The 20,546-nt window shown below is 60.3% G+C and carries 19 protein-coding genes and 1 pseudogene; 14 read left to right on the top strand and 6 right to left on the bottom strand.

Features of this window, described 5'->3' with window-relative positions; genetic code table 11:
• The first annotated feature begins 1 nt into the window (after position 1).
• Positions 2–778, top strand: coding sequence for an amino acid ABC transporter ATP-binding protein (locus tag K6301_RS24550; RefSeq protein WP_247221441.1), 777 nt, complete (start codon positions 2–4; stop codon positions 776–778).
• A 31-nt stretch (positions 779–809) separates the two neighbouring features.
• On the opposite strand, the gene K6301_RS24555 is transcribed toward K6301_RS24550, so the two are convergent.
• On the bottom strand, positions 810–1,685 hold the full coding sequence (locus K6301_RS24555; protein WP_281505891.1) for a LysR substrate-binding domain-containing protein: 876 nt from the start codon (positions 1,683–1,685) through the stop codon (positions 810–812).
• Between the two features lie 110 nt (positions 1,686–1,795).
• Between K6301_RS24555 and K6301_RS24560 the strand changes: the two genes are divergently transcribed.
• The 3 genes and pseudogenes from K6301_RS24560 to K6301_RS24570 all read left to right on the top strand — a co-directional run.
• Positions 1,796–3,010: a trans-sulfuration enzyme family protein gene (locus tag K6301_RS24560; protein WP_247221445.1), complete on the top strand. Its 1,215-nt coding sequence runs from the start codon at positions 1,796–1,798 to the stop codon at positions 3,008–3,010.
• 35 nt (positions 3,011–3,045) lie between these two features.
• A complete protein-coding gene (locus K6301_RS24565) occupies positions 3,046–4,449 on the top strand; it encodes a M20/M25/M40 family metallo-hydrolase (RefSeq protein WP_281505892.1) in 1,404 nt (467 codons plus the stop codon).
• A gap of 83 nt (positions 4,450–4,532) precedes the next feature.
• Positions 4,533–4,610 (top strand): annotated as a pseudogene (locus K6301_RS24570) (ATP-binding cassette domain-containing protein); the annotation flags it as partial.
• A gap of 188 nt (positions 4,611–4,798) precedes the next feature.
• Here K6301_RS24570 and K6301_RS24575 read toward each other — a convergent pair.
• Complete coding sequence (locus K6301_RS24575; RefSeq protein ID WP_247221447.1) at positions 4,799–5,572, bottom strand: GntR family transcriptional regulator; 774 nt, start codon at positions 5,570–5,572, stop codon at positions 4,799–4,801.
• A 174-nt stretch (positions 5,573–5,746) separates the two neighbouring features.
• On the opposite strand from K6301_RS24575, the gene K6301_RS24580 reads away from it, so the two are divergent.
• The 7 genes from K6301_RS24580 (at position 5,747) to K6301_RS24610 (ending at position 12,538) form a co-directional block, all read left to right on the top strand.
• On the top strand, positions 5,747–7,132 hold the full coding sequence (locus K6301_RS24580; protein ID WP_247221448.1) for a family 4 glycosyl hydrolase: 1,386 nt from the start codon (positions 5,747–5,749) through the stop codon (positions 7,130–7,132).
• On the top strand, positions 7,123–8,058 hold the full coding sequence (locus tag K6301_RS24585; RefSeq protein ID WP_425475421.1) for a carbohydrate kinase family protein: 936 nt from the start codon (positions 7,123–7,125) through the stop codon (positions 8,056–8,058). Before K6301_RS24580 ends, K6301_RS24585 begins: the two co-directional genes overlap by 10 nt.
• Positions 8,059–8,088: 30 nt before the next feature.
• Complete coding sequence (locus K6301_RS24590; protein WP_247221450.1) at positions 8,089–9,360, top strand: ABC transporter substrate-binding protein; 1,272 nt, start codon at positions 8,089–8,091, stop codon at positions 9,358–9,360.
• Between the two features lie 64 nt (positions 9,361–9,424).
• On the top strand, positions 9,425–9,685 hold the full coding sequence (locus K6301_RS24595; protein ID WP_247221451.1) for a hypothetical protein: 261 nt from the start codon (positions 9,425–9,427) through the stop codon (positions 9,683–9,685).
• A 4-nt stretch (positions 9,686–9,689) separates the two neighbouring features.
• Positions 9,690–10,778 carry an ABC transporter ATP-binding protein gene (locus K6301_RS24600; protein WP_247221453.1) on the top strand — a complete coding sequence of 363 codons (1,089 nt, stop codon included), beginning with the start codon at positions 9,690–9,692 and terminating at the stop codon, positions 10,776–10,778.
• A complete protein-coding gene (locus K6301_RS24605) occupies positions 10,775–11,668 on the top strand; it encodes a carbohydrate ABC transporter permease (protein ID WP_247221455.1) in 894 nt (297 codons plus the stop codon). Before K6301_RS24600 ends, K6301_RS24605 begins: the two co-directional genes overlap by 4 nt.
• 9 nt (positions 11,669–11,677) lie before the next feature.
• Positions 11,678–12,538 carry a carbohydrate ABC transporter permease gene (locus K6301_RS24610; protein WP_247221456.1) on the top strand — a complete coding sequence of 287 codons (861 nt, stop codon included), beginning with the start codon at positions 11,678–11,680 and terminating at the stop codon, positions 12,536–12,538.
• A 186-nt stretch (positions 12,539–12,724) separates the two neighbouring features.
• Here the strand turns inward: K6301_RS24610 and K6301_RS24615 are convergent, their stop codons facing one another.
• Entirely contained in the window at positions 12,725–14,176 is a 1,452-nt protein-coding gene (locus tag K6301_RS24615; protein WP_247221458.1) for a hypothetical protein, read from the bottom strand.
• A 1-nt stretch (position 14,177) separates the two neighbouring features.
• On the bottom strand, positions 14,178–15,248 hold the full coding sequence (locus K6301_RS24620; RefSeq protein ID WP_247221460.1) for a class I SAM-dependent methyltransferase: 1,071 nt from the start codon (positions 15,246–15,248) through the stop codon (positions 14,178–14,180).
• 274 nt (positions 15,249–15,522) lie between these two features.
• Here K6301_RS24620 and K6301_RS24625 point away from each other — a divergent pair, with 274 nt between their 5' ends.
• Positions 15,523–16,707 carry an MFS transporter gene (locus K6301_RS24625; RefSeq protein WP_247221461.1) on the top strand — a complete coding sequence of 395 codons (1,185 nt, stop codon included), beginning with the start codon at positions 15,523–15,525 and terminating at the stop codon, positions 16,705–16,707.
• Between the two features lie 229 nt (positions 16,708–16,936).
• Here K6301_RS24625 and K6301_RS24630 read toward each other — a convergent pair whose 3' ends face one another.
• On the bottom strand, positions 16,937–17,770 hold the full coding sequence (locus K6301_RS24630; RefSeq protein WP_247221462.1) for a helix-turn-helix transcriptional regulator: 834 nt from the start codon (positions 17,768–17,770) through the stop codon (positions 16,937–16,939).
• Positions 17,771–17,845: 75 nt separating this feature from the next.
• Here K6301_RS24630 and K6301_RS24635 point away from each other — a divergent pair, with 75 nt between their 5' ends.
• The gene (locus K6301_RS24635) at positions 17,846–19,312 is read left to right on the top strand and encodes an MFS transporter (RefSeq protein ID WP_247221463.1); all 1,467 of its coding nucleotides are present in this window, start codon (positions 17,846–17,848) and stop codon (positions 19,310–19,312) included.
• 235 nt (positions 19,313–19,547) lie between these two features.
• On the opposite strand, the gene K6301_RS24640 is transcribed toward K6301_RS24635, so the two are convergent.
• A complete protein-coding gene (locus K6301_RS24640; RefSeq protein ID WP_247221464.1) occupies positions 19,548–19,910 on the bottom strand; it encodes a transcriptional regulator in 363 nt (120 codons plus the stop codon).
• 95 nt (positions 19,911–20,005) lie between these two features.
• Here K6301_RS24640 and K6301_RS24645 point away from each other — a divergent pair, with 95 nt between their 5' ends.
• On the top strand, positions 20,006–20,545 hold the full coding sequence (locus K6301_RS24645) for a hypothetical protein (protein WP_247221465.1): 540 nt from the start codon (positions 20,006–20,008) through the stop codon (positions 20,543–20,545).
• The last annotated feature ends 1 nt before the right edge of the window (position 20,546 follow it).

Here is a 20,546-nt window from a genome sequence, read left to right on the forward strand (position 1 = left end):
CATGAATGCGCATATTTCCGAGTTCTGTGTCGAGATGCAGAACATCCACAAGTTCTATGGCCCCGTTCATGCGCTGAAGGGCGTGGATCTCAGTGTACGACGTGGCGAAGTCTGCGTGGCCATCGGCCCGTCCGGTTCCGGGAAATCGACGCTGCTTCGATGCATCAATCAGCTGGAGAGCATTTCGGCCGGCCGGGTGCTCCTTAAAGGCAAATTGCAGGGGTTCATCGAGAGGGGCGGCCGTTTTCATCCTCTCGCGCCGAGCCAGATCGCGGCACAGCGCCGGCTGACGGGAATGGTGTTCCAGCGGTTCCACCTGTTTCCGCATATGACTGCCCGCGAAAACGTCATGGAGGGGCCTCTTCATGTCAAGGGCTGGTCAAGGGAGCAATCTGGAAGGAAGGCCGATGACCTGCTTGGGCGTGTCGGTCTGGCCGGTTTTGGAGGCCGCTATCCCGCACAGCTTTCCGGCGGCCAGCAGCAGCGCGTCGCCATCGCCCGTGCGCTTGCGATGGAGCCCGAGGTGATGCTGTTCGATGAGCCGACCTCGGCGCTCGATCCCGAACTGGTCGGCGAGGTCCTCGACGTCATCAAGGATCTCGCCCGCAGCGGCATCACCATGGTCGTCGTGACGCATGAAATCGGCTTTGCCCGGGAGGTGGGAAACCATCTCGTTTTCATGGATCAGGGCCAGATCGTCGAGGAAGGCCACCCCCGCACCATGCTCGCCGATCCGCAAAATCCGCGCACTGCCGCCTTTCTATCCAAAGTCCTTTGAGGCAGCCATGCTCGTGATCAGGAGAAAGCGCTTAGATCGCTGCGCGCAGCACCCGGATGAAATCCTTGAGAACTTTGGACGGGAGACGATTGGGCGGCGTGATGAGAAGCGTCCGGAAGTGAAGCGCCGGCTCGAAGGGCCGAAGCGTCAAGCCGTGGCCTTCATAAGGTTCGGCCGTCAGCGGGTTGACCAAGCCGATCCCGATGCCGGCAGCCACCATGGCACAGATCGTCGTCGAGTACGGCGTTTCCATCACAGTACGTACGGTGATGCCTTCCTTTGCGAAGGCGGTCTCCGCTTCGCGACGGGTGGTGTCTTCGGGAGCAAGCGCCACAAAGGCCTGTCCCGCAAGGTCGGCCGGGCAAATGACCTGAAGGGCTTCGAGAGGATGTCCTTTGGGCAATGCGACGGCCACGCGGAACTGGGCGAACTCCTCAACCTCAACGCCAGTGCGGTCGATCTCGTCGGCAACGATACCGAGGTCGAACTGCCCTGTTGCCACCAGGTCGCGCACGTTGGAAGACATGCGTGCCTGGAATGTCACGGCGACATTCGGATTGGCCTGCATGAAGGCGTGAAGAGCACGGGGCAGGACATTGGTCGACAGGGCGGAAAGACAGGCGATCCTGATTTCTCCGGAGCCATAATCGCGGATGCGGGCCGCCGCGCCGCGAAGATGGGTCAAGCCCAGAAAAGCCTGCTCGACCTCACGGAAGAACAACTGACCCTCCTGGGTCGGTTGCAGCCGCCCCTTGATCCGCTTGAAAAGATCGAAGCCAAGCGAGCGTTCCAACTCCTGGACCATCTTGCTGATGGCAGGCTGGGAGACGTGCAGCACCTCGGCGGCGCGCGCCGTCGTGCCGTTCGTCATCACCACCCTGAAGACTTCCACCTGCCTCAGGTTCACCGGCGGCTCCCTGTATCATCAATAACTTCAACGAATAGCAATAGCGCAGAATTGCCCGTTTCGGAATTGGTTTCCGCGAGCGTGCCGCGTTTCTTCCGAAAGGCTTTTCCATGAGCGATCTCACCAAATGTGTCCTCACGCCCGACGTGCCAACAGACGGTTTCACGCCGCTCGCCGTCGGCGTTCATCGTGCTTCGACGATCGTCTTCAAGGATGCCGCGGCCTATACCTCTCGGGGCGAACGCGGTCATGAAGGCTACCCCTACGGCCTCTATGGCACGCCGACCACGCGCACGCTTGAAGCCAAACTGACGAGCCTTGAAGGCGGCGCCTGGACATTTCTAACGCCTTCAGGGCAGGCAGCCAACGCATTGGCGGTGCTTCCATTCCTGGGAGGGGGTGATCACATCCTGATCGCAGATACGGCCTATCCGCCGATGCGCGATCTGGCTGAGAGCGATTTGCGTCGCCTCGGTGTCGACGTCGAATTCTTCGATCCCCGCTCGCCGGAAGATGTCGCCGCCAGGATGCGGAAATCGACCCGGCTTGTCTGGTGCGAAAGCCCTGGATCGACGACGATGGAGATACTCGACTTGCCGCGGATTGCCGCGATCGCTCATGAACACGGCGCACTGGTCGGGGTCGACAACACCTGGGCAACGCCGCTGAATTTCAAACCGCTTGAGCATGGTGCCGATATCGTCACCGAGGCGCTGACCAAATTTGTATCGGGCCACTCCGACGTGCTTATGGGCTCGATCACGGTGCGGGATGCCGCCCTGATCAAGCCGATCCGTGCGTTGATCGGCCGAATGGGCATCGGTGTTTCGCCGGACGATGCCTCGCTTGTCCTGCGCGGTTTCGAGACGCTCGGCGTGCGCCTACGGCATTCCGAGCGGGTAGCGCTCGATTTCGCACGTAGGATCGAGGGGCATCCTCTCGTGGCGCGGGTTCTTCATCCTGCCTTGGACTCCTTTCCTGATCACGGACTCTGGAAACGCGATTTTCTTGGCTCCAGCGGTGTTTTCAGCATCGTTTTCACCAGAGCGGCGTCCAGCCATGTTGCCGCTTCCCTCGACGCGTTGAAGGTTTTTGCCATCGGTGCCTCCTGGGGCGGCACGCGCAGCCTTGCTGCTCCCATGTCCATTGCCGGCTTTCGCAGCGCCACTGCCTGGAGCGGCCCCGACGTCATTTTGCGCATTAGCATCGGGCTGGAGGATGAAAGGGAGCTCTGGGATGACGTGGAGCGCGTGCTGGCCGCTGTCGAAGCCAAGTCGAGTGCCGCCGCAAGCGAGGCGTCGCTGAAGCCAGCCCGTCTCGGCTGACAGCCGCAAGCGAGAGAATCCGGGAAGGACGAGATGTGCCAAAGACAGAAGACGTATTGCGGGATATCGACGACAAGTTTGACATCGCTCTGGGCAAACTTCTCGAGCTGGTTTCGATACCGTCGATCTCGAGCGAGTCCTCTGGCAAAGAAGGGATCGCACGGGCGGCGGAATGGTTGAAACGTGAACTGTCCTCCATCGGGCTTGGGGCGGATGTCATAGGAACAAACGGGCACCCCGTCGTTCTTGCTCGCTCCTCTCCCAGAGCAACCGGCAACGAGCCACGTCTGCTGTTCTACGGGCATTACGACGTTCAGCCTGTGGGCGATATCGGCCAGTGGAAACACCCGCCCTTTGCGCCGACTGTCATCGAGGAGGATGGCCTGCACCGATTCTACGGGCGCGGCACCTCCGACAGCAAGAGCCAGCTCTGGACCTTCATCGACGCATTGCGGGCTTGGAAAAGCGTGCATGGTGAATTTCCCGCGGATGTCGTCGTCGTGCTTGAAGGCGAAGAGGAGTGCGGATCGCCGAGTTTGGCGGATTTCATCGAGGCCCACCGGGATGACCTCGCCTGCGATGTCGCCTTCATTTGTGACGCCGAGATGTGGTCTGCGACACAGCCGGCGATTACCACCCAGCTCAAGGGGCTGGTCCACGAACGCGTGACGATTTCAGCCCCCAATCCGGATTTGCATTCGGGACATTACGGCGCGGTTGCCGCCAACCCGATCCGGATCCTGAGCACCATTCTGGCAAGCCTGCATGACGGCAAGGGGCGGGTTGCCATCGATGGCTTCTATGATGAGGTGCGCGACATTCCTGATGCCGTGCGCCGTCAGTGGCAGAAGCTTTCGCGAGAACCCGAATTGTTTGCCGATGTCGATCTTGCTGGCGGCATTGCCGAAGAGGGATACGCTCCGATCGAAGCGATGTGGGGTCGTCCGACCGTCGACATAAACGGTATTACCGGGGGCAATCAGGGGCCAGGCGAACGCTCTGTCCTGCCGGGGTCGGCAACCGCGCGGCTGTCCTTCCGGCTGGTGGCCGGACAATCGCCAGAATCGATCCGCCGACGCTTCCGTAGCCATGTCGAACGGATGGTCCCGGAAGGTTGCCGCGTTGAGTTCGAGGGGCAGGGCGGTAGTCCCGCGGTCGTGCTGTCGCAAGAAAGCGCCTACCTGAAGGCGGCCGCCCGAGGGCTGGAGAAAGAATGGGAAACGCCCGTCATTCTGCGCGGGACGGGTGGGGCCATACCCCTGGTCGAACAACTCAGCGACGCCCTGCAAACGGAATGTGTGGTCATCGGTTTCATTTTGCCAAGCGATGCCATCCACGCTCCCGACGAGCGCTATGACAGCGCGCGGCTTCGCCAGGGTGCGAGGAGTTGGATCCGGATCTTCGAGGAGATCCGGGCACAGAGGCCAAGCCAGGCCTAGGCGGATCGACATTCGCGACATCCATATCACGGCTGCGATGAGATGAATGAAGCCCTCAGACGTAAGTGATCCAAGGCATATAGGGCGGCCAGCAGCAACGCGTGGCGATCGCCCGCGTACTGTGCATGGAGGCGGCAGTCATCCTGTTCGATGAAGCCACAGGCATGGTCTTCCGGCCCCTGAGCTCGATGTCGTACGGAGCGTCGGCACTGTCGAGGCCAAAGGGGCGGCAACGCGCCGGGAGATAAATCCAGGCGCAGCGAGGATTGACCACCTTGGCCCGCGCGACTGTGGGTCCTCCGGCTGATCCTGCCTGGCGTTCCCAGGCGGCTGGCGGTTTCGGCAGCGCCTAGCGGCGCCGGGTCATTTGGGTCAACGTCAGCGGGTAGCGGAGAGGGTGATAGGCCGCCGCGCTTATGTTGACGGTGCGATTGCTCGCGTCATAGGCGACCTGGTCGAGCGTCAGGACCGCGGCCGGCATTTCCATTTGTAGAAACGCGCCCTCTGTCGGCGTGGCGAGCCTTGCGCTCACGGTGGACTGGCCCCGCGCCGGGAAGACGCCATAGGTCTGCTCGAACTCCAAATACAGGGAGCGATTTCCTGTTGTCCAGTCGAGAGCGAGGATGCCCGGCGTCATGGCGGCGGAGAACCAGTCGCGCTGGATGACGACCGGAAGATCGTTCAGGAGGCGCAGCCGTTCCAGATAAACCACCTCGGCGCCGATCGGCAGGTTGAGAGCGCGTGCGATTTCTTCGTCCGCCTTTATGAGTTCGCCCTTCAGAAGGCGCATGCCGGGCAGCAGACGGTTTTCCGTCGCCGTTTGGGTGAAGCTTCTGACGATTTCCAATTCATAGCTGGGCTTGGGCTCCGCGACGTAGATACCTTTGCCGGGGCGGCTCTGTAGATGGCCGAGATGCTCCAGGTCCTTGAGCGCCTGGCGCACGGTTATTCGGCTGACCCCGTATATCTCGACGAGTTCGCGTTCTGAGGGAAGTTTTTCGTTGAGGACCCATTCCCGACGGTCGATCTTCGCCTTCAGAAGATTGCGCAGCTGGACATAGAGCGGATCGGGATGATTGCGCTCTATCAGGCGTTGGCTCCGCTGGTTGGCTTGTCCCGACATCGAGGTTCCTGCCTTGCGATTGTTGGCGCTTCCTGAGTGCCAATACACGGAAACGCCACGCGTTGAAACAGTGCAAGACCGTGGTTCAGCGGACGCGATATCGGCGCCACTATTATAATTGACATAACTGGTAATGACCAGTACTGCTAGGCCCTCTTATTGGTGGAGCATGGCATGAAACTTACCCTGATCGGCGGCGGCGGTGTCCGAGCCCCCCTCTTTGTCGGTTCCGCGCTGAGGCGCGCGGAAAAGAGCGGGCTCACGGAGATTTGCCTTCAGGACACCAATGAGCGGAAGCTCGCCCTGTTCGGCGGGATCAGCCAGGAAGTCGCCCGCCGGATGCAGTCGCCGGTGCGCATCAGCATGACGCCGAACGCCGAGCGTGCGCTCGACGGCGCGAAATATGTCGTCACTACGGTTCGGCCGGGCGACGAGGACGGCCGTATCAAGGATGAGCGGATAGCGCTTGCCCACGGGGTGCTTGGTCAGGAAACGACCGGTCCGGGCGGCTTCGCCATGGCACTGCGCAGTATTCCGGTTATCCTGCGCTATGCGGAAATCCTCAAGCGCGTCAGCCCGGACGCCTGGCTTTTCAATTTCACCAACCCGGCAGGTCTCGTCGCCCAGGCGCTGCAGGATTGCGGCTATCGCCGCACGATCGGTATCTGCGACGGTGCGAACGGCGCGCAGGAAGCGCTCGCGCGCTGGTTCAAGGTTCCCCAGAACGACGTTCATGCCGAGGTCTACGGCCTGAACCACCTGTCCTTCACCCGTGCTGCGATGCTGAACGGGAAGGAGGTCCTCCAGCCGCTGCTCGACGACCTCGCCTTCCTGAAGGCGACGTCGCAGCGGATGTTCGATCCTGATCTGATCCGCCGCCAGCGCAACTGGATCAACGAATATCTCTATTACTACTACTATGCGGAGCGCGCCGTGGCGGCGCTGAAGTCGGACGCGCGCACGCGCGGCGAAGAGGTCAAGGATCTGAATGCCGCGCTGATGACACGTCTGGGCACGATGGATCTGGACAGGGATGCGGACGCTGCCCTTTCCGCCTACTACGCCTACGAGCGGCGGCGCAACGCGACCTACATGCATTACGCATTCGAGGATGCGCCGAGCATGGAAGATGCGGACCAGGCGTCCGATCATGCCGCCCATGGCAATACCGGCGAGGAGGGTGAAGGCTATGCGGGCGTCGCGCTCAACCTGATCGACGCTCTGGAAACCGGGGTGCCCTGCTACAGCGGCCTCAACGTGCGCAACGAAGGCGCGATCGAGGGGCTGGCCGACGACGACGTCGTTGAGGTCAGCTGCGTCGTCGACAGAACGGGCATTAAGCCGCTGCCGATCGGCAAGATGCCGGAATCGCAGGCCCAGCTCGTGCTGAACGTGAAACGCTATGAGCGGCTGGCCATCCGCGCCATTCTGCAACGCGACCGCCAGACGGCCATCGAGGCGCTGATGGCGCATCCGCTGGTTCTGTCCTATTCCCGCGCCAGGCCCCTCGTCGAGGAGTATCTTTCGGCACATGCGGACCATACGGGAGAATGGCATTGAGCGAAGCGCGTGACCATTCGGCTTTCGACGTGGTGGTGATCGGAGAATATTACTTCGACCTGATCTTCCGCGGCCTGCCGGGCGTACCGACGATCGGGACGGATATCTGGGCGGAGGAATTCGACTGGCTCGCCGGCGCGTCCTTCTCGACCGCGCTCGCCCTTGCCCGCCTCGGCACGCAGGCCGGCTGGTGGTGTACCTTCGGTAACGACATCTTCAGCCGCATGATCATCGAGGAAGCCCGGCGCGAGGGCATGCCGACCGAGCTCTTCCAGATGGTCGACCGGCCGGTGCGACGCGTAAGCGCGGCTTTCTCGCTGTCGCACGATCGTGGCTTCGTGAGCTATTCGGAAGAACCGGAGCGGCTGATGCCGCGCGAGGCGCTTCGGCAGCTGAAGCCGCGTGTCCTCCTGTTGCAGGGCTTCTCGCTCGATGCCGAGCGCCAGGCGTTGATCGAGGAGGCGCGCTCACTCGGGATCCTGGTCTGCTCGGATTGCCAGCATATCGACATGACGCTGGATACGCCATCCATGAGGGAGGCGCTCTTGCGCATCGACGTCTTCCTGCCGAACGCGAAAGAGGCGATGGACCTGACGGGCGCCGCCGATGTGGACGGGGCCCTGGCAGCCCTTTCCCCATTTTGCCCGACCGTCGTCATCAAGTGCGGCGGAGACGGTGCGGTCGCAATGCACGAGGGCAGGCGTTACGCGGTTCCCGCCCTGCCGGTCGAGGTTTTCGATACGACGGGCGCTGGCGATTGTTTCAATGCGGGTTTCGTGCATGGCCGCCTCAACGAGCCGGACTTCGAAGCCGCGTTGGAGATCGGCGTCATCTGCGGCTCCCTGGCCGTGACCGGCTATGGCGGGCGCAACCTGCCGTATCTCGATGATATCAAGAAATACAGGCGAGCGAACGCTCCCGTATAGCAGAGTCCAGTGCAAACAAAGGTGGGAACAATGGCAAGATACAGACTGGGACTACTGGCCGGCGCCGCCGCCCTGGTGGCATCGATCTCCGCCGTTTCGGCACAAGCCGAGACCGTTTCGATGTTTTGCTCGGCGACGGACTATGAACTTTGCGAAAAGGGAGCCGCGGAATGGTCGAAGACCTCGGGACACGAGGTGAAGATCAACCGCATGCCCCAGAACCTCGATGATGCGATCCCGATCTATCAGCAGCTCTTCGCAGCCAATTCCGCCGACGTAGACGTGCTCTATATCGACGTGATCTGGCTCGGCATGTTCAAGGATCATCTCGCGGATCTTACGCCGCTGGTGCCGGAAGACGAGGTCAAGGCGCATTTCGCCTCGGCGACCGAAGCCGCACGGCTGGAAGGCAAGCTGACGGCGATGCCCTTCTACATCGATACGGGGCTTATGTTCTACCGCAAGGATCTGCTGGAAAAATACGGCAAGCAGCCGCCGAAGACCTGGGACGAGCTGACAACGACGGCCAAGGAGATCCAGGATGCCGAGCGTGCCGCAGGCAGCCCGGATATCTGGGGCTATGTATGGCAGGGCCGCAGCTATGAGGGCCTGACCTGCGACGCGCTCGAATGGATCGCGTCCAGCGGCGGCGGGACGATCGTCGCTGACACAGGCGAGGTCACCATCAACAATCCCAAGGCCGTGGAAGCGCTGACCCGGGCACGCGACTGGGTGGGCTCCATCTCGCCGCATGGCGTGCTGAACTACGACGAGGAAGCCTCGCGCGCCGTCTTCGAAAGCGGCAATGCGGTCTTCCATCGCAACTGGCCCTATGTCTGGGGTACGTCCCAAGCGCAGGGTGCCGGCCTTGCCGGCAAGGTCGGCGTCACGGCGCTGCCCGTCGGCGCCGAAGGCGAACGCTCCAGCGGTTCGCTCGGCACGGCCTATCTTGGCATCTCGAAATACTCGAAGAAGCAGGAGATCTCCGCCGAGCTACTGCGCTACATGGTCGGCCTAGAAGACCAGACGATGCGGGCGATCGAGGGCGGCTACAATCCGACCGTCGCGGCGCTCTACGAGGACACGGATGTTCTTGCAAAGATTCCCTTCCTCGAAATGGCCAAGTCCGCATTCGAGGAATCCGTCGCACGACCCTCGGCGGTGACGGGCAAGAACTACAATCGCATGTCCCGGACCTTCTATCGCGCCGTTCACGAGATCATTTCGGGCGCCGATGACGTCGCCGGCACGGTGGAGCAGATGGCGCGCCGGATCGAACGCGACGTGAAGGCTGCCGAGTGATACCAAAAAGACCCGCCGGCATGACCGCGGGCGGGTCATCGTCTCGATCAAGCAGGAATACCGAGTGACCGTTCGCCTCTTCGACACACCCGACGAGATCGGCCGTCATGCCGCGGGCTATCTGCTGGCCCGGCTGCGCGCGGCGCATGCACCGCAGCGGGATTGCCTCGTCGGGTGCCCGACAGTCCGCACGCCCCGTCCTGTCCATGCGGCGCTGGTCACCGGTTGGGCCGGTTTCGACGCGGAATGGCCAGCCAGCATCGCGCGGGCTGTGGGAAGCCACGAGATTTTCGCGGATCATGCCGCGTGCGACGGTCGGGGGTAAGGTCATGGCGTCCGTCACACTGAAGAACGTGAGCAAGAGCTTCGGCACCTTCGACATCATCCGGAACGTGGACCTGGAAATCGCCGATGGCGAGTTCGTGGTTTTCGTCGGGCCGTCGGGCTGCGGCAAATCAACCCTGCTCCGGCTGATCGCGGGCCTTATGCCGGTGTCCGAGGGCGCCGTGCTGATCGGCGGCGACGAGGTGACCGATGTGCCGGCCTCCAAGCGCGGCATTTCCTTCGTCTTCCAGTCCTACGCGCTCTATCCCCACATGAACGTTTCGCGCAACATCAGTTTCGCGCTCGAGACGGCCCGCATCGGCAAGGCCGAGATCGCCCGCAAGGTCGAGGCCGTCGCCAGGATGCTGAAGATCGACCATCTCATGGAGCGAAAGCCGCGCCAGCTCTCCGGCGGCCAGCGCCAGCGCGTTGCCATCGGCCGCGCGCTGGTGGCTGATCCCGACGTCTTTCTCTTCGACGAGCCGCTCTCCAACCTCGATGCGGACCTGCGAACCGAGATGCGCTTCGAGATCGCCAGGCTGCATGAAGACGTAAAGGCGACGATGATCTATGTCACCCACGACCAGACGGAAGCGATGACGCTGGCCGACAGGATCGTGGTGCTGAATCACGGACGCGTTGAGCAGACCGGAACGCCACGCGACCTCTACGATCGTCCGGCCACCCGTTTCGTCGCCGGTTTTCTCGGCAGCCCGAAGATGAATTTCGCCCCGGCCTCGACGGCGGGTGGCGTGCTTGCAGGGCCGGGCGGTTTCTCCTATGCGCCGACGCACCTGAACGGCGCCGCGGTGAGCGAAATCGGGTTGCGCCCGGAAGCGCTTGCGCTGTCCGCCGGCGGTGCCCCCGGTGTGATCGAGGGCGTGTTCGAGCGGATGGAGGATCTCGGTCACGAATACCTCTGCTATGTCCGCGTTGGCGGCGGTCCGATCTGGACCATCCGCGGCACGGGCACGCCGCCGGCGCTGTCGCCCGGGCAGGCCGTCCGCGTCGCGTGGAAGCCGGAGAACCTTCATCTGTTCGACGCGGAAGGCCGGAGCCTGGAGCATGGACGGACGGGGGAGGGGAGCGCATGACGCCGACCGATCGCGCCCGGCGGGTCGAAACGCGGATCGCCTTGATGTTCGTGGCGCCGCTTGTCATCGTCCTCCTGGCCGTGGCGATCTGGCCATTGGCGCGCACGATCTTCTTTTCCTTTACCGACGCCTATCTCGACGATCCCACCAACTACAGGTTCGTCGGCTTTGCGAATTTCGTGACGGTCTGGGAAGACACTACGTTCTGGCTGGCGGTGCGCAACACGCTGGTCTTCACCGTCGTTTCGGTGGCGATCGAGACCGTGCTCGGGCTTGCCATCGCGCTTCTTCTTCACCGCGCCTTTCTGGGGCGCGGGCTGGTGCGCGCGGCGATACTCATTCCCTGGGCCATGCCGATGGTCGTCTCGACGCGCATTTGGGACTGGATGCTGAACGACCAGTTCGGCCTCGTCAACAAGGCGCTGATCAATCTCGGCGTCATCTCCAAGGGCATTGCCTGGACGGCGGACCCGTCGCTGCTTCTCGCCGTGGTCATCTGCATCGACGTGTGGGTGACGACGCCGTTCATGGTTCTCCTCATCCTCGCCGGCCTGCAGCTCATTCCGGAGGACCTCTACGAGGCGGCAGAAGTCTCCGGTGTTCCGCACTGGAAGCGCTTCTGGTCGATCACCCTGCCGCTCGTGGCACCCGCGATCGGCGTCGCGATGCTGTTCCGCACGCTGGACGCGTTGCGCATGTTCGATCTCAGCTACGTGCTGGCGGCCAACAATGCCAACACGATGACCATGTCCATCTATGCCCGCGACCAGCTGATCGGCTTCCAGGACCTGGGCGTCGGTTCGGCCGCCTCGACCTGGGTCTTCCTGATCATCGGCCTCATCGCCATCGTCATCGTCGGGCTGCTCCGGCTCGACCGTTCGCATCACTAGGAGGGACGGATGAGGACGAAGCGCCACTCCAACGCGACCTATCGGTTCATGCGCCATTTGAAGGCGGCGGGCCTCTATGCCGCCGTCGCGCTGGTGATGATCTATGTCCTCTTTCCCTACTACTGGGCCATCGTGACCTCGACGAAATCGGCGCAGGCGATCTACGGGACAAACCTCCTGCCGTCTCTCGATTTCACCAACTACATCCAACTCTTCGCCAATTCCGTCTTCATCGGCGCGCTGGTGAACTCCATCCTCGTGGCGGTCACAAGCACGCTGATCGCGCTCGCGATCGGCATCCTGGCGGCTTACGGCTTCGGCCGGCTGCATTTCGCGGCGGGGCGCTATCTTCTTATCGCGGTGCTGATGATCTCCGTCTTCCCGCAGGTCGTCGTGCTATCGGGCATGTTCGAGGTGATCGGCTTGTTGAGGCTCTACAACAACCCGGGCGCGCTCGTCGTCTCCTATCTGATCCTGACGCTGCCGTTCACGACATGGGTCCTGACGAGCTTCATCCGCGATCTGCCGGTGGAGCTGGAGGAAGCGGCCCTGATCGACGGTTGCTCGCGGCTGCGGATCCTGACCCATGTGCTGCTGCCGCTGATGTGGCCCGCGATCGCGAGCACCGGGCTCCTGGCCTTCATTCTGTCCTGGAACGAATTCCTCTTTGCGCTGACCTTCATCCTGACCGACGAGAACCGAACCGTGCCTGTCGCGATCGGCCTCCTGACCGGCAGTAGCCGATACGAGGTGCCTTACGGGCTGCTAATGGCCGCGTCCGTGACGGTCACGCTTCCCCTTCTCGTCCTTGTCCTGATCTTCCAGCGAAAGATCGTCGCTGGGCTCACCACGGGCAGCGTCAAGGGCTAGGACGCCTCGCATGCCGCAGCGCGCTGTTTCCTCGCTCTGTTTTTGGCCGCAGTATTGTCTCCATTAAGAACGCAGATCGGCGCGGCCGCCAGTCGAACGCGCTCCAAGATGGTAAGTCATGGACCTGACAAGTGATCGCTGGTCGGCTTTTCCTGACAATCTTTAGCCCCGAGTTGGAGATAGCATCTAAATGCACCTCCTGCGGGACAGGGCGCCCCGTGAGCCCTTGTCAGACCACCGCCATTCGTCGGACGCGCTGGCGATGGTGCCGTTGGCAATGTTTGCCGCGAGCCGCGACCACAGACAATCTTCCGTGAAACACGTGAGGTCACCACTTGCGTCCGAAAGCGAAAGCTTGCCATAGGCCTGTAATAGTGGCGCGATGCCACCGGCAATGTTCACCTCATGAAACGGGTCGGACTCCGCGCGGCGTAGCACGCGATGTCCCCATACACCGGGCTGGTTGTCGTTCACCATGTCGGCCAGGAGATCGGCATTGCCAGCCTGCTGGATGCCGGCCGAGGTCAGATATCGCATCAGTGGATAATAGACGACTTGCCTGAAGCCGCCCAAAACCCTCACGCCTGGTAAGATGGAGATGGCGAGAAACGCTAGTAGTAAGTTGGGAAGTATAAGTCTGTTGCGGAGCGCCGCTGCAATGGCATCGGGTCGAAACCTCACAGAAAACGTTGGGGCGTTGTCGCTAATGAGTGCATCGCCCTTAAGGTGCAAAGGAGTGACCCGGTTCTCCGAAATGCGCCAGAAGAAGTCAGTCGTTCGACGAATCCAACCCGCCCATGGACCGGCCTGCAAGTCGTCCAGCGCGGTCAGAATTGAATTGGCGATAGTCCTGTTGCCTATGAACTGCGACGATATCCAGGACGTTGGGTCTTCGAGATGATCGGCGATCAGGTCGGCCACATCAAAATCATCCAGTTGAAGCAGTCTGATTGACTGGGAAAACGTTCGGCGCCAGAGATCCCGGTTGCCCGCTTTGATCGCCTCCGCCGCCGAGGCGAATTCGGCACTGGGAAGATTGGCGAGGAGACAAGCCGCGTCAGCATTGGGCGCGCTTTCGCCTTTCGCGTTCGTTAGGGCATAGCGGTAGGGTCCATTCAAGCAGCCTATGCTCGAACTATCCATTCGATTCCGAGGCACGCCGAAGAGATTGAGTGGCTCGCCGCCCACTCTAAGCCAGCCAGGTCCTTTCTTCGCGCGCTCCGAAAAGCCCGACGTCGAAGCGAAGTAGCTGATGTACCAATTGCGATTATGAGCCATCAGGCCCATCATACTGAACAGGTGCGTATAAAAGGCATCCGGCTCGAACAGCAGCAGACAATGCGGGCCAGTCTGAAGGACCGGCGACGCAACCAATTCGCGCCCTGCGCTCCGCGCTTCTTCTTCCGTGTAGCTCGACCGGCGCGCCGCGCGCTCGATGCATGTGCGAAAGAGATCTTTCGCATGATTGCGGGCAGCGCTCTCAGCGGAGACGTGCTCGACCCGATAGAGCTTCGACGCGTACGCAGTGAGTGGCCTCTCCCAATAGGGGGCGAGCTGAGGCATGAGGTAGGAGAGCGATCGCCGCACGTCGGCGGGGCTGCAGTACGACGTCGAATTCGAAACCGACGGTTTGTCCATTTCACGGTTCCTCGGCGCGCCCTGCAGCCATTGCCGCCCTGCCGTTGGCGCGCCGCCACGAGAGGGCAGGGCCGAGTGGTTCAGATGGCGTGTCGATGATCACCGCTGGCAGTGTCTCGTAGCAGAAAGCGGGCGGGATCGCCGGTTTGACCATCAGCGATACGAACTCTAGGATCGACGCCCTCGAATTTGACGAGACGATGGTATAGAAGTTTCCGCTGTTCCACGTCAGCACAGAATAGCGAAAGAACAGCCGCAAGGCCGCGACCGTCGTCTGCAGGTCGACTTGGCAATTCGCCATTGTTTCGAGGATTTCCGCTTTTTTTTCAGATATTTGTCCGTCCGAGAAGAAGCGGCTCTTGAACAAGCCGTCTTTCTGATTCTCGCGCTCGGCATAAACGTCGTGGTCCTCGTGCGCAAGCTTCTGGACCTGCACTAAAATTCCCCCGTGCCGCAGGCGCGGCGTGATGAAGGAAAGCTGCGCGGCACGGTCCCGATCGTACATTTGGAATGTCGTGTCTTCGACAAGCACATCGAATCCGTTGCGAAAGTGAGCGAGGTCGGGATCGGCGGCGTATCGAGCCGCATCCAACTCGAAAAACGGCCCGAGGAAAAAATGCGCGTGTTCGCTTCCCCGCTTAGCGAAGAATGCTGCCCGGTTCGCGGGCGTTGGGCTGCAGGCGAGTGTCTTGACGCGTCCGTCACCCAGCACGGCGACCGACCGCGCCATGCAGCCCGTACCAGCGCCCAAGGTGTAAAGGGTCGAGGCCTGGGCGGTTTTCGCCCAGCGGCGAAGACAGACTGACAGTATCGCCGGACCGAGACGGCAGGTCTCTTCGAGCCGGTAGGGAATGCTCGCGTGATAATGGCTGTCGAACGGGCCGAAAAGTCGAAAATGCGTATCGGCGTAAACGGCGCAGTCGAGATCGAAATCATGAAGGCTGATATCCGGCGCGGGCTTGCCGATGTCTGGAGCTCCCCCTTGCCCGCTCGCAGTCTGTTCGAAGAACGGGGCGAAGGACGTGAGCCGGGGCGCAGTGCGCCAACGTTCGATGATCTGTGGATCCACCATGGTCATCTCCTTGATAGACGAACGGCCGCGATCTCCATTGGTCGGTCAGAAGCGGCGATGTTTTGGGGCCGCTACCGTGGCGCACCTCCGAACCGGCCGCCCTGATCGTCCACGGGTTTGAGGGGCAGGCCAATCTGTCGAAATCGTTAGCTAGACGGATCGTGAAATGACGCGTTGGATGCGAATTGCTGCGGGAGCTTTAGGTCTGATCTCGGTCGTGCCGCTCAATTGAAGCGGCTCTCGCCTTGAACAAGCGATACGAAGACGAGGTAACATGCTGTCCGACATTAGGGCTCCATATGCTGTTCTGTTTCTTGTCGCAGGAGCTTGCGCGGTAACGATCGCGCGTGCGATGACATTGTCTTTCCTGGCGATAAAGCTCCAACAGGATTTTGACCTCGGCCCCGCAATGATCGGCTTTCTCTTGGGGGCGGGTTCGTTGCTAGGGGCTTTCGTCGCGCCTGTGGTAGGTGCGCTGTCGGACGGCCTTGGGCGCAAGAAAATTCTCGCGCTGGTTCTTTTAACGCTCGCCACGGGTATGATTGCGTTGGCCCTAGCAGAAACCGTAATTGTCTTCTGTGCAGCCCAGGTGACGACCGCGACCGCAATCTCTCTTTATGGCCCGATGTCGCGTGCCCTTATGAGCGATATTTGCACCGAGACTGTGCGTCTGAAGTACATTTCATGGCGTTACACTGCTTCAAACGTTGGTTGGGCTGTTGGGCCCGTCATAGGTCTGGCCGCGGGGGTCGCGTCGACAACCTTGTTTCTCGCCGCATCCGCCATCTACCTTCTGCTCGCCCTAGTTCTGGAACTGATCCATTTTCCAGCACCAAGTTCCGCGGACGAGCAGCTTCCCGCCGTAGGCCTAGCGTTCCTCTCAAACATTCGGACCGCAGTTCGGGATCGTCGTCTACAGAGCTTTATCGCGGGCAGCACTTTTCTAATCGCAGTGTACGGCCAGTGGACCGTAACGCTGGCTCCGTATCTTACAAACAGCCTCTCCGATGGCGTTGAAATATACGCGTACGCCGTATCGACGAACGGCTTCGTCGTCCTTATTGGAAATCCGCTGGCCCGACGTATTGTCGAGCGCCTCGGTGCCTACAAAGCCGTCGCGGTCGGGTGCGTGTTCTTCGTGATAAGCCAGATAGGGTTGATGATATCCGTCGGATTATCCGGGGTCCTCGTGTCAATGATCCTGTTCACGGTCGGAGAGATCCTTGTCATTCCATCGGAGTACGTTTTGATAGACAATGCTTCAACGGAGCGAAATAGAGGGAGTTACTTCGGTGCCCAATCGTTCTCGATGATTGGAAGTTTCATCGGTCCTGCGATTGGCGGTGCCGTTCTCGAGGCGTTTGGGGGCGTCGCAATGTTTAGCGTGTTCGCGGGCTTTGCAGTCATCGGCCTGATGTTCTTCGCTGTCAGCATGCGAATGTCGCCTCCAAGCTCTTGATGACTACCATACAGAGCGCAATTATCGATCGGCATGACGAAAGAATTGTTGACTCCTGGTGCTGCCGCGTAGGACTTGAGTCGCCAGCATACTGGCCATTGCAGGCCCTTTGACCAGAGCGGGTGGCCCTCATGCCTCAAGACATGATTTCTCCATGTCGTCGCCCTCCGCCCGCACAGTTCCATTGCGCCTTGAGACCTCGCCGCTGGTCAACCGGCCCATCGGATTTTCAGTTTGTCGCCGCTTCACCAATCTCCCGGTCAGTAGCCACCGCGTAATATACGAGACGGAGGTGCTTTTCCTCGTCCACGATGAAGGACGAATGATCGAACGCCACCGTTCCTTGGCCTTCTACAATGAAGCTCCGCCGGCCATCACAGCGACCATGCACGTCGTACTGGTTCCACAGCGTCCTGAACGATGAAGATACCTGCTCTAAGGTCCTGACGAGTCCTATCATGCTTTCGTCTTCCGGAGCCCGGGCAAAATCACGTCGGAAGCTCGCCAGAACCTGCGGAGCCTGAAGATGCCATCCCACGATCCTTCGATTGAGACGATCATCGGCGAACAACATCCAGAGCATATTCCGGTCACCGGGGTCGCGCTGCTCGAACTTGAAGAGCTGTTCGGCGGCGGCGTTCCATCCAATCACATCCCATCGAAGGTTCAAAACGTACGATGGACGCTCCGTAAGGTCATCCAGAAGCCGGCGCACCAATGTCGGGACCTCGCACCATGCCCGGCCCGAAATGGCGGGTGGCCTTTGGTGTGCAAGGAGAAACAAATGGCGTCGTTCCGTTTCATCCAGTTTGAGGACACGCGAGACATTATCTAGAAAGGCGGTGGAGACCTTGATGTCTCGGCCCTGTTCGAGCCACGTGTACCAAGTTATGCCGACGCCCGCGAGCGCTGCGACTTCCTCACGTCGTAGCCCTGGAGTGCGTCGCCTTTTCCCGGCTGGGAGACCGACATCCAGCGGTGACAAACTCTCTCGGCGTCGCCGCAAAAAATCGGCCAGTTCGCCGTGCTTACGATCCAGGCGGTTGTCAAACACGTTGTTCATAGTAATAGGATAATTTGTTCCATAGTAACAGTTTAAAGCGTGTGCGAAGCGACTTCAAGAACGAAGGAGTTGCTCATGAACCTCGATAAAGTCCCTGCTGGAACCCGTACCGGCCAGAGCCGTGCTATAGCACGGCCCTCGGCTTTTGCGCTGGCCATCCTATTGCTCGGCGGTTTCATCACCGTGTTTGACCTGTTCGTGGTCAATGTCGCTATTCCCGCAATACAGTCTGACTTTAGTGCCAGCTTTGCCGAGGTTGGGTTTGTAATCGCTGGATATGAACTTGCCTTTGGGGTCTTGCTAATCGCGGGCGGAAGGCTTGGCGACCGCTACGGCCGTCGCCGCTTGTTCTCACTCGGGATGGCGGGTTTTGCGATCACCTCATTCCTGTGTGGCATCGCGCCCGATGCAACTAGCCTTATCGGTGCACGTTTTCTCCAAGGTGCGACCGGCGCGATCATGTTCCCACAGGTGTACGCTCTGCTACGGGTAATGTATGACGAAGCGAGCAGGGGCTGGGCTTTCGGCATCCTTGGAATGACACTGGGGCTAGCAGCCATCGCTGGACAGGTCCTCGGCGGGCTTCTCGTGGAAAGCGATCTGTTTAGCTCCGGTTGGCGGATCATATTCCTCATAAATCTTCCGATTGGCGTGATCGCGGTTCCGTTGACACGCTTGATCCCCGAGTCGCGCTCGTCTGATACGGTCGGCATTGATTGGCTGGGTATTGCGCTGGCAACAGCGGCATTGTTGCTGCTGCTTTTACCGTTGCTGGAAGGGCCGAATGCTGGCTGGCCTTTGTGGACATGGGCCAGCATGGCGGCCTCACTAGCGATGTTCACGGCATTTCTCGTCTGGCAGCGCCATGTAACGAAGAGCGGCGGTTCTCCTGCGATTGACGTTAGCCTGTTTCGACGTACCCAGTTTTCCGCAGGGTCCCTGGTTGTGCTTCTGACCTATTCAACGTCAACCTCGCTCTTTCTTTGCTTCGCCTTGCTGGTACAGTCGGGTCTCGGCATGACACCTTTTGAAGCCGGTACGCTGTTTGCACCGGCAAGCGTAGGGTTCGTCGCCGCATCGGTGATCGCCCCGAAGCTCGTGGATCGTTGTGGAAAAATAGCAGTCGCTGGCGGGATGATGGTCTATGCGGCAGGCATCGGCTGGCTCATGATGAGCGTCGGTAATCTTGGAGATGAACCTGTTCAAAGGGCGCTTCTGCCAGCGCTCGTTGTGTTCGGATTTGGACAAGGCCTCTCGATGACGCCGCTCCTAAATATGGTGATCGGCGTCATCGAGGACAGAAAGGCCGGTATGGCGGCTGGCGTCATTTCCACCATGCAGCAGGTTGGAGGCGCCTTCGGGGTCTCTGTTGTCGGCATCTTCTTCGTTGGCATTCTTGGTGAAAAACCCGTCGAAGGGCTATCGCAGGCGCAGCGATATGCCGACGCGTTCTCAGGCGCGATGACCTACAACCTCCTCGCGGTCCTGTCGGCTGCCGTGATAGTCATTATGATCACACGAAGAATACGCGGCGTTTCGTAGCGAAGCGACCCAAGAAGGGTCAATGCGCCAGGAAAGCAGATAGGGGTTTTGGCTCGCTTGATTAACTTAAGTCGGGCCGTAGCCTCACTCCCCGATTCGCAACCACCTACATTTCATACGGGCACTCTTTTGCAAGGAGAGTCCGAGCCCACGACGCGACAGGTAGATCACTTTCTTTATCACTGAAATGGTGTCTGCCGTATCAAGTGAGAATGAAAACTATCGATAGGTAAAATCAGTCTGCTTCATTCGTGGCGTTACCGCGAAGCGCCCTAAAAACCTGCGGATCGAATGTGAACTGTCTAGCCGTTCCCCTGCCCATGGAGTTCTTCCCGAGCGTCTCGATCAGGACTCCTCGCCGGACCAAGAGTTCGATCGTCTCAAGAACTCCACTCCGCGTCATCCCGGTAAATTCTATTAAATTTGAGAGCGTTAGCTTCTCATGCGCCTGATGCATCATGTACAGGATATTCATCATGCCGATCTGTTTGATGCGGGATTGCGGCGTCTCATCCTCCAGGGGTTTGTCAAGAATCTCTCGCACGGCAAAGAGAGGCAAGGCCTGGGTTTGCCATCGGTCGCTTAATTTGCTTGCCATTGGTTTAACTATCTATTATTTGCATAGTAAGAATGTGGTGACGAGACGAATCTCTCGTCCGGTCCGGACGGAACTCTAATCGGAGGCTCTAGGGCATGAAACGCCTTTTCTTTCTAACGGTTACAGCAGCTTTAGGCTTCGGCTCAGTATATCTTACTTCCGGACAAAGCGCTCGCGCCGATGAGTGGGGCTGCCAAGTTATCTTATGCCTTTCCAATCCCGGAGGCCCGACGCAGTTTGCGGCACGCAGGCCGCCGATACACAAACTCTGGAGGTGGCTGGCAAAAGGTCGATCATTCCCTACATGCAGTGGCGTGGGGTTCCAAAGTTCGCGTCCACAATACGAGCCTTTCCATTGTGGCGAGGGTTATCGCCTGATCGCAGGACAAGGTCAGTTCGGGCGTCATGCGACCTGCGTATCTATTTCAAAGCAGGTCGTGGATGATCGCCAATGCGGACGCGACCACACCTCTGAGAGAGGAGGCTACCCCTCATCATTCTCCGCCCGTTGGGAATGGAAGGACGGGCGCCAATACTGCACCGCCTATTCGACTTCCAGCCCACTCGTACGTGAGAAACCGCGCTACATCGAAGTCATCATTGAGGGTGCCGGCAAGCAGAGGATATGGTTCTAGT

This window comes from Shinella oryzae (assembly GCF_023038235.1).
Taxonomy (GTDB): Bacteria; Pseudomonadota; Alphaproteobacteria; order Rhizobiales; family Rhizobiaceae; genus Shinella; species Shinella sumterensis.